The organism is Pseudomonas nicosulfuronedens, assembly GCF_005877905.1.
GTDB classification, from domain to species: domain Bacteria; phylum Pseudomonadota; class Gammaproteobacteria; order Pseudomonadales; family Pseudomonadaceae; genus Pseudomonas; species Pseudomonas nicosulfuronedens.
In genome coordinates, this window is the sequence record NZ_SWDV01000014.1 from 1 (window position 1) to 12,741 (window position 12,741).

Here is a 12,741-nt window from a genome sequence, read left to right on the forward strand (position 1 = left end):
GAACTCCTGACCTCCTGCGTGCAAAGCAGGCGCTCTCCCAGCTGAGCTATGGCCCCATTCGGATCAGCAGCACACCACAACAATTGGTGGGTCTGGGCAGATTCGAACTGCCGACCTCACCCTTATCAGGGGTGCGCTCTAACCAACTGAGCTACAGACCCAATCGTCTAACCAGTGAATCAAGCAATTCGTGTGGGAGCTTATGAAGAAGCTGAGATCTTCGATTAAGGAGGTGATCCAGCCGCAGGTTCCCCTACGGCTACCTTGTTACGACTTCACCCCAGTCATGAATCACTCCGTGGTAACCGTCCCCCTTGCGGTTAGACTAGCTACTTCTGGAGCAACCCACTCCCATGGTGTGACGGGCGGTGTGTACAAGGCCCGGGAACGTATTCACCGTGACATTCTGATTCACGATTACTAGCGATTCCGACTTCACGCAGTCGAGTTGCAGACTGCGATCCGGACTACGATCGGTTTTATGGGATTAGCTCCACCTCGCGGCTTGGCAACCCTCTGTACCGACCATTGTAGCACGTGTGTAGCCCTGGCCGTAAGGGCCATGATGACTTGACGTCATCCCCACCTTCCTCCGGTTTGTCACCGGCAGTCTCCTTAGAGTGCCCACCATAACGTGCTGGTAACTAAGGACAAGGGTTGCGCTCGTTACGGGACTTAACCCAACATCTCACGACACGAGCTGACGACAGCCATGCAGCACCTGTGTTCCGATTCCCGAAGGCACCCTCGCATCTCTGCAAGGTTCCGGACATGTCAAGGCCAGGTAAGGTTCTTCGCGTTGCTTCGAATTAAACCACATGCTCCACCGCTTGTGCGGGCCCCCGTCAATTCATTTGAGTTTTAACCTTGCGGCCGTACTCCCCAGGCGGTCGACTTATCGCGTTAGCTGCGCCACTAAGATCTCAAGGATCCCAACGGCTAGTCGACATCGTTTACGGCGTGGACTACCAGGGTATCTAATCCTGTTTGCTCCCCACGCTTTCGCACCTCAGTGTCAGTATCAGTCCAGGTGGTCGCCTTCGCCACTGGTGTTCCTTCCTATATCTACGCATTTCACCGCTACACAGGAAATTCCACCACCCTCTACCGTACTCTAGTCAGGCAGTTATGGATGCAGTTCCCAGGTTGAGCCCGGGGATTTCACATCCATCTTACCAAACCACCTACGCGCGCTTTACGCCCAGTAATTCCGATTAACGCTTGCACCCTTCGTATTACCGCGGCTGCTGGCACGAAGTTAGCCGGTGCTTATTCTGTTGGTAACGTCAAAACAGCAAGGTATTAACTTACTGCCCTTCCTCCCAACTTAAAGTGCTTTACAATCCGAAGACCTTCTTCACACACGCGGCATGGCTGGATCAGGCTTTCGCCCATTGTCCAATATTCCCCACTGCTGCCTCCCGTAGGAGTCTGGACCGTGTCTCAGTTCCAGTGTGACTGATCATCCTCTCAGACCAGTTACGGATCGTCGCCTTGGTAGGCCTTTACCCCACCAACTAGCTAATCCGACCTAGGCTCATCTGATAGCGCAAGGCCCGAAGGTCCCCTGCTTTCTCCCGTAGGACGTATGCGGTATTAGCGTTCCTTTCGAAACGTTGTCCCCCACTACCAGGCAGATTCCTAGGCATTACTCACCCGTCCGCCGCTGAATCATGGAGCAAGCTCCACTCATCCGCTCGACTTGCATGTGTTAGGCCTGCCGCCAGCGTTCAATCTGAGCCATGATCAAACTCTTCAGTTCAATACTGCTTGGGTTTTGAGAAAACCCTAAACTTGGCTCAGCAATCGCATGCTCTATTTAAAGAGCTAAAACTCTCGAATTCACGAGTGTTACTTGCGTTGCTGATAATCAGTCGATCATCAGTCTTACATCACAAGCACCCACACGAATTGCTTGATTCAACTTGTTAAAGAGCAGTTGGTTAAGGCTTTCGTCTCAACCGAGGCGCGCATTCTACGCTAACCTCATCTTTCGTCAAGCTTTATTTTTCGAAAATTTCTTTTCTACTCAATCGCTTGGGCTTCCGAGAAGTGAAACCTCTCATCAGCGGGAGGCGCATTCTACAGCGATCAAACTCGCTGTCAAGCACCCCGGCGACCTTCTTTTCAGCGAGCCACCGAAGCAGCTAGAGAAAAGCGGCAAGTGAATCACCTGCCTGGTCACCACTCTCAATTTCGAATCTCTGTAAGTACTTGATTTTCAAGTTCTTTCAGCGCTTCGTCGCTGGGAGTGGTGCGCATTATAGGGAGTTTAAATGAGCCGTCAACGACTAATTTAAACTTTCTGCAAAAAACTGTCCGGTCGATCAGTTTACTGCCACGCCCTGCCCTTCCAGTCGGCGCTCCTGGCGCAGCAGATAACCCCCCACCAGCAGGCCAACCACACACAGCGCCACTACATAGTACGCCGGGCCCAGCGGGTCTTCCTTCATAAGGAGGGCAACCACCATGGGCGTCAGCCCACCGAAGATGGCGTAGGCCAGGTTGTAGGAGAAGGACAGGCCGGTGAAGCGGACTACCGCCGGGAAGGCGTTGACCATCACATAAGGCACCGCGCCGATGACACCGACGCACAGGCCGGTAACCGCATACAGCGGGAACAGCCAGTCCGGGTGCGCCTTCAGGCTGGTGTAGAAGGTCCAGGAGACGACACCCAGCAGAATGCTCCCCACTATAAAGGTACGCCCCGCGCCGAAACGGTCGGCGAGACGGCCGGCCAGGATGCAGCCGACGCTCAGACAGACGATGGCCAGGCTGTTGGCCTTCAGCGACGTGGCAGCATCGAAGCCATAGACAGTCTGCAGCACCGACGGCGTCATCAAGATCACCACCACGATGCCGGCGGACAGCACCCAGGTCAGCAGCATGGACAGCACGATGGCCGGACGGTGCTCACGCACCACCACGCCCAGCGGCACTTCCTCGGCCAGTTGCTTGCGCAGCTGCAGTTCGGCGAACACCGGCGTTTCGTGCAGCCAGCGGCGCAGGTAGACCGAGAACAGGCCGAAGATGCCGCCCAGCAGGAACGGAATACGCCAGGCGTAGCCCTGCACTTCCTCGGCGCTGTAGACACTGTTGATCAATGTCGCCACCAGCGAACCGATGAGGATGCCCGCGGTCAGACCCGACGTGAGCGTGCCGCAGGCATAGCCCACATGGCGATGCGGGACGTGCTCGGCCACGAAGACCCAGGCGCCCGGCACTTCACCACCAATGGCCGCGCCCTGGATGACGCGCAGCAGCAGGAGCGCCAGCGGTGCCCAGATACCGATCTGCGCGTAGGTGGGCAGCAGGCCCATGATCAGCGTCGGTACGGCCATCAGGAAGATGCTCAGGGTGAACATCTTCTTGCGGCCCAGCAGGTCGCCGAAGTGGGCCATCACCACCCCCCCCAGCGGTCGGGCCAGGTAGCCGGCGGCGAACAGGCCGAAAGTCTGCAGCTGGCGCAGCCAGTCGGGCATGTCGGCGGGGAAGAACAGCTTGCCGACCACGGTGGCGAAGAACACGAAGATGATGAAGTCGTAGAACTCGAGGGCGCCGCCCAGGGCGGACAGCGAAAGAGTCTTGTAGTCGCTGCGGGTCAACGGACGTGACGCGGGCGCGGCAGGAGCGTTCACAGAAGGCATGGTGCTTGTTATCTCTGCAGGCAAGGAGGCTGCGGCCGGCAGCCGCAGGTGCCGCACCATAGCAAATTGCGCGGGGGCGACACAGCGGCCGCGCCCGCGGGAATTTCACCCCATCCTGCGGTCGTCGCGCCGGTCCTCCCTCTATATAATGCGGGCAGGCCGATCAAAAGCTGTCCCAAGGCCTTGCGCCGGCAGGTGTCTTGGGAGAGTTTTTCCATAACCTCACCATGAGTATGCCGGGGGCAAGAGGCCCTTACCTATGATCGAGCTCGAACAAGAAGATCCCATCCCGCAAGGCGACCTTGCCTTGCAGATCACCGCCCTGCCGCGCGAGACCAACGGCTTTGGCGACATCTTCGGTGGCTGGCTGGTGGCGCAGATGGATCTCGCCGGAACCGCCATGTCCAGCCGCATTGCCGGAGGCCGAGTGGCCACGGTAGCCATCGACCGTATGGCCTTCCTGGTCCCGGTCGCCGTCGGCGCTCAGCTCTCCTTCTATACCCAGACCCTGGAAGTAGGCCGCAGCTCGATCCGTATGCTGGTCGAGGTCTGGAGCGATGACCCGCTGTCCAGCGAATGGCGCAAGGTCACCGAGGCGGTCTTCGTCTTCGTCGCCATCGACGGTAGCGGCCGTACCCGACCAGTTCCTCCGCGTCGTGGCTGAAAACTGAAAACGCCGGCTCTCTCGCCGGCGTTTTCGTCTATGCCTTACGTCTGGTCTTTCAGCATCAGCGCTGCGGTTTTCCGCGCACCGGCGCACCGTTGGCCTTGTAGTAGTCGGCGCTGCTGCGGGGCAGTGCCGGGCGACCGCGCACTTTATCGGCGAGTTTCTCGGCCATCATGATGGTGGTGGCGTTGAGGTTGCCGGTGATGATCAGCGGCATGATCGACGCATCGATCACCCGCAGCCCTTCCATGCCGTGCACACGGCCTTCGCCATCGACCACCGCCATGTCGTCTTCGCCCATCTTGCAGGAGCAGGACGGGTGGAAAGCCGTTTCCGCATGCTCGCGAATGAAGGCGTCCAGATCGGCGTCGCTCTGCTGGTCCAGGCCCGGACTGATCTCGCGCCCGCGATAAGGGTCCAGGGCCGGCTGGTTCATGATCTCGCGGGTGAGGCGGATGCCGTCGCGGAACTCCTGCCAGTCCTGCTCGCAGGACATGTAGTTGAACAGGATGCTCGGGTGCTTGCGCGGATCGCGGGAGGTCAGGTTGATCCGCCCGCGACTGGGAGAGCGCATGGAGCCGACATGAGCCTGGAAGCCGTGCTCGCTCACTGCGTTGCTGCCGTTGTAGTTAATCGCCACCGGCAGGAAGTGGTACTGGATGTTCGGCCACTCGAATTCCGGACGACTGCGGATGAAGCCGCCGGCCTCGAACTGGTTGCTCGCGCCCAGGCCGGTGCCGAGGAACATCCATTCCGCGCCGATCTGCGGCTGGTTCCACCACTGCAGTGCCGGATACAACGATACCGGTTGCTTGCAGGCGTACTGCAGGTACATCTCCAGGTGGTCCTGGAGGTTCTGGCCGACACCGGGCAGATCGTGAACGACCTCGATACCCAGGTCCCGCAGCAGGGCGGACGGACCGACGCCGGAGCGCTGCAACAGCTGCGGAGAAGCGATGGCGCCGGAGCACACCAGCACTTCGCGGCGTGCACGTACTTGGGTCAGCGCATTGTCATCGCCATGCAGATAGGTCGCGCCGATGGCGCGCTTGCCGCTGAACAGGATGCGGTCGGTCAGCGCGTGGGTGACGATGGTCAGGTTCGGTCGTTCGCGGGCCTGGTCCAGGTAGCCACGAGCGGTACTGGCGCGGCGACCTTGCGGAGTGACGGTGCGGTCCATCGGACCGAAGCCTTCCTGCTGGTAACCGTTGAGGTCCTCGGTACGCGGATAGCCCGCCTGCACGCCGGCCTCGACCATGGCGTGGAACAGCGGGTTGTTACCGGCCTTGGGCGTAGTGACGCTCACCGGGCCGCTGCCGCCGTGGTAGTCGTTGGGGCCGATGTCACGGGTCTCGGCCTTGCGGAAATACGGCAGGCAATCGAGGTAGGTCCAGTCTTCCAGTCCCTTTTCCTGCGCCCAGCCGTCGAAGTCCATGGCGTTGCCGCGGATGTAGCACATGCCATTGATCAACGAGGAACCGCCCAGGCCCTTGCCGCGCCCGCACTCCATGCGGCGGTTGTTCATGTACGGCTCCGGGTCGGTCAGGTACGCCCAGTTGTAGCGGCGACCCTGCAGCGGGTAGGCCAGCGCGGCGGGCATCTGGGTGCGGAAATCGGCACGGTAGTCCGGGCCGCCGGCTTCGAGCAACAGGACACTGACGTCGACGTCCTCGGTCAGGCGCGTAGCCAGTACGTTACCGGCGGAACCGGCGCCGATGATGATGTAGTCGTATTCCTGGGACATGCAGGCCTTCCTCTTTTTCAGGCACGACACCGCCCGCGACGCGCGCGCGCCGGTGTCTGCGTGTTGGGAATGGCCGGTGGTCAGGGAGTCATGCCTGCGACCGGCCTTTCATGGCTCGATCGCGGCGATCAGAACACCGAGGTGTAGTCGCCCAGCTCAACCTGTACGGATTTGATGCGAGTGTAGTGAGCCAGGGTGGTCAGGCCGTTCTCACGACCGACACCCGATTGCTTGTATCCGCCAACCGGCATCTCGGCCGGCGACTCGCCCCAGGTGTTGATCCAGCAGATGCCTGCTTCGAGGCGGTGGATCGCCCTGTGCGCACGGGCCAGGTCCTGGGTCACGACGCCGGCGGCGAGGCCGTACTCAGTGTCGTTGGCGCGGCGGATGGCCTCGTCTTCGCTGTCGTAGACGAGGATGCTCATGACCGGCCCGAAGATTTCCTCGCGGACGATGGTCATGTCGTCACGGCAGTCGGTGAACACGGTCGGGGCGACATACGCGCCCTGGCCGAACTCGCCATGGGTGACGCGCTCGCCACCGCACAGCAGGCGGGCCTTCTGTTCTTTGCCGGACTCGATATAGGAGAGCACGCTCTCCATGTGCGGGAAGCTCACCAGCGGGCCGAAGTTGGTGTTCTCGTCCTGCGGGTTGCCCAGGCGGATGCGCTTGACGCGCTCCAGCACCTTGGCCTCGAAGCGCGCCTGCAGGTTGCGCGGAATGAACACACGGGTACCGTTGGTGCACACCTGGCCGGAGCTGAAGAAGTTGGCCATGACGGCGATATCGGCGGCGCGGTCAAGGTGGGCGTCTTCGAAGATGATCAGCGGCGACTTGCCGCCCAGCTCCATGGTGACTTCCTTGAGCGAAGAGCTGGAAGCGCTGGCCATGACCTTCTTGCCGGTGGAGGTGCCGCCAGTGAAGGAAATCTTCTCGATCACTGGGTGCTCGGTCAGCCACTGGCCGACTTCGCGACCGCTGCCGGTGAGCACGTTGAACACGCCGTCGGGCAGGCCGGCCTCGGTGTAGATTTCGGCGAGCTTCAGCGCGGTCAGCGGAGTGACTTCACTGGGCTTGAAGATCATCGCGTTGCCGGCGGCCAGGGCCGGGGCGGATTTCCACAGGGCGATCTGGATCGGGTAATTCCAGGCGCCAATGCCGGCCACCACGCCCAGCGGCTCGCGGCGGGTGTAGACGAAGCTGGTCTCGCGCAGCGGGATCTGCTCGCCCTCGATGGCGGGCACCAGCCCGGCGTAGTACTCGAGCACGTCGGCACCGGTGACGATGTCGACGTAGCGGGTCTCGGCCAGCGGCTTGCCGGTGTCGAGGGTCTCCAGTTCCGCCAGCTCGTCATTGCGCTCGCGGAGGATATCGACGGCGCGGCGCAGGATGCGCGAGCGCTGCATGGCGGTCATCGCCGCCCAGACTTTCTGCCCTTCCACCGCCGCCTGCACGGCGCGCTCGACGTCGTCCTTCGACGCACGCTGTACCTGGGCAAGGACTTCACCGTTGGCCGGATTGATGGTCTCGAAGGTGGCGCCGCTGGTGGCTTCCACGTAGCGACCGCCAATGTAGAGCTTCTGTACTTCGAATCGAGCCATGGTGCGGTGGTCCTCTCTTGTCGGTGTCAGCGCAAGGCTGCGCCCGCTATCCGGGGCGCTTGGCCAGTTGTTGGTCGAGGTAGTCGTAGGCAATCGCCAACGCCTGCTCGGTATCGAAGGCGTCGCCCGAAAGCGCGCCCCGCAGCCAGAGGCCATCGATCAGTGCGGCCAGCCCGCGAGCGGCGCTGCGGGCCTGGGCCAGCGGCAGTTCGCGACGGAACTGGCTGCACAGGTTCGAATACAGCCGATGGTCGTTGATCCGCTGCAATCGGCGCAGCGCCGGCTGGTGCATGCTGGTCGCCCAGAACGCCAGCCAGGTTTTCATGGCCGGACCGTTGACCTGGGAGCTGTCGAAGTTGCCGGCGATGATGGCCCGCAGGTGCGAGCGCGGTTCGTCGTTGCGCAAGGTAGCGCGGCGCTCGGCGACGGCCTTGCTCAATGCCGACATCAAATGTCGCATCGTCGCTTCCAGCAGTCCGTTCTTGTCCTGGAAGTAGTGGCTGATGATGCCGTTGGAGACCCCCGCGAGGCGGGCGATCAGGGCGATGCTGGCGTCGCTCATGCCCACCTGGTCCACCGCCTCGAGGGTCGCGTGGATCAGCTGGGAACGGCGAATCGGCTGCATACCGACCTTGGGCATTTCGAATCTCCTCTTCGCCGGGCGTACCTGTGCCGTCCGGCGATACTGTGGGCCAGTCTATTCGTTTTTTATTGAACGCTCAATCAACTAAGAATATGCTGCGTTGCATCAACACCTCGAAGCGCCCCTATGGCGGGCGCCCGTACCGTTCATCGCTACGCTGCATTCCAACCCGCAAGGATCGCAGAATCCGCGCCGAATGTGTCGCAGCCGCTCTCCCCGGTGACGTCGCCTGACGGCACCTGCCCGTTGCGACGGGCCCTTCACAGCCCGGCCCGTGCCGGGCTTTCTTTTGCCCCACGTCAGGGCCTGCGCCGCGCGCCAGCGACTATGGTTTCAGCCATACCCCTCGTGAGGATCGCCGCCATGTCGCAACACCCACTCTGGCAAGCTCTGGGCCGCCACTGGAAATGGATCGCCCTGCGCGGCGTCGCCGCCCTGCTGTTCGGCATCCTGGCCATGGTCTGGCCGGGAATCGTGCTCACCGTGATGGTGCTGTTCTTCGGCGCCTATGCCTTCATCGACGGCCTGTTCACCCTGATCGCCGCCGCGCAGATGCGCGAATCCGGCCGGCCCTTGTGGCCACTGGTGCTGGTGGGATTGCTGGGGATCGCAGCCGGGCTGGTCGCCTTCCTCTGGCCACAGCTAACCGCCCTGGGCCTGCTCATGCTCATCGCCGGCTGGGCATTGGTGATGGGCGTGCTGCAGATCATCGCGGCGATTCGCCTGCGCAAGGCACTGCAGAATGAGTGGTGGCTGGGGCTTTCCGGCGCGGTGTCGGTGCTGTTCGGCGTGCTGATGATCGGCAACCCCGGGGCCGGGGCGATTGCCGTGGCCTGGGTGATCGGCGCGTACTCGGTGTTCTTCGGCGTCCTGCTGATCCTGCTCGCGCTGCGCCTACGCAAGACCTCGACCTTCAATGCCTGAAGAGCGGGATTGGTGTCTGTTGCGCCTGGACGACAACGGCAACCGCTTCGTCATGCGCCGTCAGCTGACCCGCGCCGAGGCCGAAGCCCTGGCGCGGGACTACCAGGCCCACGGCCACAAGCAGACCTACTGGGCGGAGCGCGGGACGCCCCGCCCGGCCTGACTCAGCAGCCGGTCAGGCGCTCTTCCACGCGTTCGGCAGGGAAGAAGATCGGCCGCAGGCGTACGCCCACCGCGTTGCCGAAGAACGCTGCGACCAGCCACAGCCAGCCGTGCAGGCTGCCGGAGGCGATGCCGCTGAAGTACGCGCCAATGTTGCAGCCGTAGGCCAGACGCGCGCCGTAGCCCAGCAGCAAGCCGCCGATCACCGCCGCAATCAGCGAGCGCGCGGGAATCTTCAGGCTCGGTGCGAAACGCCCGGCGAGGCCGGCGGCCAGCAGCGCACCGATCATGATGCCGAAGTCCATCACGCTGGTGACGTCCTGCCAGACCGGCGCGGCCAGCGCCTTGGCGTTGGCGTCGACCTGCCAGAAGGCCCATTGGTCAACGGCGATGCCAAGACTCTCGAACGCCTTCGCGCCCCACAGGGCGAAAGCCGAGGTGACGCCCCACGGACGCCCGGCCAGCGCCAGGGTGGCGAAGTTCAGCAGCGCCAGTGCGACTGCACCCCACACCAGCGGCCAGGGGCCACGGAAGAGTCGACCGATGCCCTTCTCGCCGTTGCTGGCGATCAGTTCAAGCACGCCATGGCGACGGCGTTCCAGCACCACGCTGACGGCGGCGATGGCGGCAAACAGCGCCAGGCTCACCGCCAGCGCCGGGAACAGGCCGAGCGACTGCACGATGGAGGTCGGTGGCAGTGACGGCAGGGCGAACCACCAACCGATATGGTGGGTGGCAATCACCGAACCGATGATGAAGAACAGCAGCGTCACCAGCATCCGCGCGTTGCCACCACCCACGGTGAACAGCGTGCCCGAGGCGCAACCGCCGCCCAACTGCATGCCGATGCCGAAAATGAAGGCGCCGACGATGACCGACGTACCGGCCGGCGACACCAGCCCCTTAACCGGCTCGCCGAACAGCGTGCCGGCCGCCAGAGCGGGGAAGAACAGCAGTACCGCGATAGCCAGCATCACCATCTGCGCACGCAGGCCCGCACCACGGTGCTCACGGATGAACACACGCCAGGCGGAAGTGAAGCCGAAAGCCGCGTGGTAGAGCGTCAGTCCCAACGCACCGCCGACCAGGAACAGCAGGGCCTGGCGGCCGCTCACCACCTGGGCGAGGAACAGCGCACCCGCCAGCAGCAGGAGGAAGGCGACCCAGAGCGCGCTGGACTTGCGCTCGGGGACGGTGGACAGGGCTAGGCTCATGGCGGCTCCGGGGGGTTTCGAGAGGGGCGATATTCTAGGGAGCGTAGCGCCTCCCGCCAACTTCGTAAGGCAGCTAAGGAAATAGCCGGGAGTTACAAGGGCCGCCTTATTTCCAGGCCTTGCGCAGGGTCTTGAGCGCCTCGGCGATCCGCGCCTCTGGCACCGCCGCGAAGCCCAGCACCAGTCCGGCCCGCTGATCCGCCGGCTCGGCGGACTCCGGCAACCAGTAGTCGCTCAGCGCATTCACCTCCACGCCCACGGCAGCGGCGCACTGCACCAACTCCCGCTCGCGCTCGCGGCTATCGACCCGTACGCACAGGTGCAATCCCGCTTCCACCACCGGCATCGGCGCGCAGCCGCTCACCTCCGGCCAGCCACGCAGCAGCGCGTCGCGTCGACTGCGCGCAGCCCGACGCATGCGCCGGACGTGGCGCTGGAAGTGCCCTTCGGCGATGAAGTCCGCCATCACCCGCTGGGTGCCGACTTCGGAATGACGCACATCCAGCGCGCGGCGGCGAGCGAAGGCCTGCGCCAGCGCCGGCGGGACAACCAGATAACCCAGGCGCAACGCCGGGAAGGCGATCTTGCAGAAGGTGCCGACGTAGAGCACCCGGTCATGGCGATCCAGGGCCGCCAGCGGCATCAGCGGCGTCCCGCTGTAGCGGTACTCGCCGTCGTAGTCGTCCTCGACTATCCAGCCACCGCTGCGCTCGGCCCACTCAAGCAACTCCAGGCGTCGCGCCAGGGAGAGCGTCACCCCCGTCGGATACTGGTGCGACGGCGTGACATAGACCAGCCGGCAGTCGGGCAGGCTATCCAGCTGGTCCGTTCGCAGGCCGTCGGCATCAACCGCCACGCCGTGCAGCCGCGCCCCTGCGGTGGCAAAAGCGTGGCCAGCGGCACGGTAGCCGGGGTTCTCGATGGCCGCGCCGTCACCCTGGGCAAGCAGCACCTGGGCGCACAGCGTGATGCCCTGCTGGGCGCCACTGGTGATGATGATCTGCCCGGCGTCGCAGTGCAGGCCACGGGTCGTGCGCAGATAGGCGGCGACCAGCTCGCGCAGGCGCTGCTCACCGGCCGGGTCGCCATAGCCCAGGCAATCCAGCGGCGGATCGCGCCAGAAGCGCGCCTGCAGCCGCGCCCAGGTGTCGAAGGGAAAGAGATCGAAAGCCGGCACGCCGACCCGGAATGCTCGCGGCGCCCCCGTTGGAGGCAGCGGCAGGTGGTGCCGTGCGAGGCGCTCCAGGGCGGGTACATCAAGGCTGCGCGCTTCGCTACGCGCTATGTCCACCGAAGGCTGCACGCGTTCGGCGACATAGGTTCCATCACCCGTGCGCCCCTCGATATACCCCTCGGCGTAAAGCTGTTCGTAGGCGCGCACCACGGTATTGCGGGAAACACCAAGCGAAGAGGCCAGATCACGACTGGCCGGCAACCGCGAGCGGGCCGCGAGACGACCATCAAGGATTCGCTCGCGCAATGCCTGGAACAGCTGCACACCCAGCGGACGGGCTGGGTCGAGGCGGATTCCAGAAGGGTTGAAAGGCAACGGGATACTCATGGAACAGCTTCCAGTGCAGCGGTAATGGTTCCTCTGATTTGATCATGAATGGCTCTTTAGCAGAACCAATTCAGCGCCTAGGCTGGGAGCATTCCAACGCACACAAGGTCGCCACCATGTCTTCCGCTGTCGAGATCCGCCCGATCACTGCCGATGATCACGCCGCCTGGCTGCCGCTCTGGCTGGGTTATCAGCGCTTCTACAAGACCACCATCGACGACGCCACCAGCGCGGTCACCTGGCAGCGCTTCCTCGACGCCACCGAGCCGATGCACGCTGCGCTTGCCTGGCGCGACAGCGTTGCCATCGGCCTGGTGCACTTCATCTACCACCGTTCCTGCTGGACCCAGGGCGACTACGTCTACCTGCAGGACCTGTATGTCGCCGAAGGCCAGCGCGGCGGCGGCATCGGCGCGCAGCTGATCGAGCACGTCTACGCCGACGCCCGCGCAAATGGCGCCTCGCGGGTGCACTGGCTGACCCACGAGAGCAACACCGACGCCATGTTCCTCTACGACCGGATCGCCGACCGCTCCGGGTTCGTCCAGTACCGCAAGATTCTCTGAGCCGGAGCGCCC

General features: G+C 63.4%; 10 protein-coding genes, 1 tRNA gene and 1 rRNA gene. 4 read left to right on the forward strand and 8 right to left on the reverse strand.

All coding sequences use genetic code 11. The features are described from left to right. Positions 1-84: 84 nt before the first annotated feature. The 3 genes from FAS41_RS13890 to FAS41_RS13900 all read right to left on the reverse strand — a co-directional run bounded on the left by FAS41_RS13890 (position 85) and on the right by FAS41_RS13900 (position 3,647). Positions 85-161: transfer RNA gene (locus tag FAS41_RS13890), tRNA-Ile, on the reverse strand. A gap of 64 nt (positions 162-225) precedes the next feature. Then, positions 226-1,762 (reverse strand): 16S ribosomal RNA (locus FAS41_RS13895). A 565-nt stretch (positions 1,763-2,327) separates the two neighbouring features. Then, positions 2,328-3,647: an MFS transporter gene (locus FAS41_RS13900; RefSeq protein WP_138523161.1), complete on the reverse strand. Its 1,320-nt coding sequence runs from the start codon at positions 3,645-3,647 to the stop codon at positions 2,328-2,330. A gap of 259 nt (positions 3,648-3,906) precedes the next feature. Between FAS41_RS13900 and FAS41_RS13905 the strand changes: the two genes are divergently transcribed. After that, positions 3,907-4,311 (forward strand): acyl-CoA thioesterase, encoded by a 405-nt coding sequence (locus FAS41_RS13905; RefSeq protein ID WP_017521585.1) that lies wholly within the window; start codon positions 3,907-3,909, stop codon positions 4,309-4,311. Positions 4,312-4,375: 64 nt separating this feature from the next. Here FAS41_RS13905 and betA read toward each other — a convergent pair whose 3' ends face one another. From betA to betI, 3 genes are all read right to left on the reverse strand, one after another. Beyond that, positions 4,376-6,058, reverse strand: coding sequence for a choline dehydrogenase (betA, locus tag FAS41_RS13910; protein ID WP_138523163.1), 1,683 nt, complete (start codon positions 6,056-6,058; stop codon positions 4,376-4,378). A gap of 128 nt (positions 6,059-6,186) precedes the next feature. Then, complete coding sequence (gene betB / locus FAS41_RS13915) at positions 6,187-7,659, reverse strand: betaine-aldehyde dehydrogenase (protein ID WP_138523165.1); 1,473 nt, start codon at positions 7,657-7,659, stop codon at positions 6,187-6,189. A 46-nt stretch (positions 7,660-7,705) separates the two neighbouring features. Then, on the reverse strand, positions 7,706-8,299 hold the full coding sequence (gene betI / locus FAS41_RS13920) for a transcriptional regulator BetI (protein ID WP_045214133.1): 594 nt from the start codon (positions 8,297-8,299) through the stop codon (positions 7,706-7,708). A gap of 366 nt (positions 8,300-8,665) precedes the next feature. Between betI and FAS41_RS13925 the strand changes: the two genes are divergently transcribed. Both FAS41_RS13925 and FAS41_RS30830 read left to right on the forward strand, forming a co-directional pair. Continuing rightward, positions 8,666-9,226, forward strand: coding sequence for an HdeD family acid-resistance protein (locus tag FAS41_RS13925; RefSeq protein WP_138523167.1), 561 nt, complete (start codon positions 8,666-8,668; stop codon positions 9,224-9,226). After that, on the forward strand, positions 9,219-9,389 hold the full coding sequence (locus FAS41_RS30830; RefSeq protein ID WP_246084873.1) for a hypothetical protein: 171 nt from the start codon (positions 9,219-9,221) through the stop codon (positions 9,387-9,389). Before FAS41_RS13925 ends, FAS41_RS30830 begins: the two co-directional genes overlap by 8 nt. Position 9,390: 1 nt before the next feature. Here the strand turns inward: FAS41_RS30830 and FAS41_RS13930 are convergent, their stop codons facing one another. Both FAS41_RS13930 and pdxR read right to left on the reverse strand, forming a co-directional pair. Next, a complete protein-coding gene (locus FAS41_RS13930; RefSeq protein ID WP_138523169.1) occupies positions 9,391-10,602 on the reverse strand; it encodes a YeeE/YedE family protein in 1,212 nt (403 codons plus the stop codon). Positions 10,603-10,708: 106 nt separating this feature from the next. Continuing rightward, positions 10,709-12,163 (reverse strand): MocR-like pyridoxine biosynthesis transcription factor PdxR, encoded by a 1,455-nt coding sequence (gene pdxR, locus FAS41_RS13935; protein ID WP_138523171.1) that lies wholly within the window; start codon positions 12,161-12,163, stop codon positions 10,709-10,711. Positions 12,164-12,279: 116 nt separating this feature from the next. Between pdxR and FAS41_RS13940 the strand changes: the two genes are divergently transcribed. Then, on the forward strand, positions 12,280-12,729 hold the full coding sequence (locus FAS41_RS13940) for a GNAT family N-acetyltransferase (RefSeq protein WP_138523175.1): 450 nt from the start codon (positions 12,280-12,282) through the stop codon (positions 12,727-12,729). Positions 12,730-12,741: the final 12 nt, after the last annotated feature.

Excerpts from the sequence above, each read along its gene's own strand:
- FAS41_RS13905 (WP_017521585.1), top strand. The coding sequence starts at position 3,907 with ATGATCGAGCTCGAACAAGAAGATCCCATCCCGCAAGGCGACCTTGCC.
- FAS41_RS13940 (WP_138523175.1), top strand. The coding sequence starts at position 12,280 with ATGTCTTCCGCTGTCGAGATCCGCCCGATCACTGCCGATGATCACGCC.
- betA (WP_138523163.1), bottom strand. The coding sequence starts at position 6,058 with ATGTCCCAGGAATACGACTACATCATCATCGGCGCCGGTTCCGCCGGT.
- FAS41_RS13925 (WP_138523167.1), top strand. The coding sequence starts at position 8,666 with ATGTCGCAACACCCACTCTGGCAAGCTCTGGGCCGCCACTGGAAATGG.
- FAS41_RS13900 (WP_138523161.1), bottom strand. The coding sequence starts at position 3,647 with ATGCCTTCTGTGAACGCTCCTGCCGCGCCCGCGTCACGTCCGTTGACC.
- pdxR (WP_138523171.1), bottom strand. The coding sequence starts at position 12,163 with ATGAGTATCCCGTTGCCTTTCAACCCTTCTGGAATCCGCCTCGACCCA.
- betI (WP_045214133.1), bottom strand. The coding sequence starts at position 8,299 with ATGCCCAAGGTCGGTATGCAGCCGATTCGCCGTTCCCAGCTGATCCAC.
- FAS41_RS13930 (WP_138523169.1), bottom strand. The coding sequence starts at position 10,602 with ATGAGCCTAGCCCTGTCCACCGTCCCCGAGCGCAAGTCCAGCGCGCTC.
- betB (WP_138523165.1), bottom strand. The coding sequence starts at position 7,659 with ATGGCTCGATTCGAAGTACAGAAGCTCTACATTGGCGGTCGCTACGTG.
- FAS41_RS30830 (WP_246084873.1), top strand. The coding sequence starts at position 9,219 with ATGCCTGAAGAGCGGGATTGGTGTCTGTTGCGCCTGGACGACAACGGC.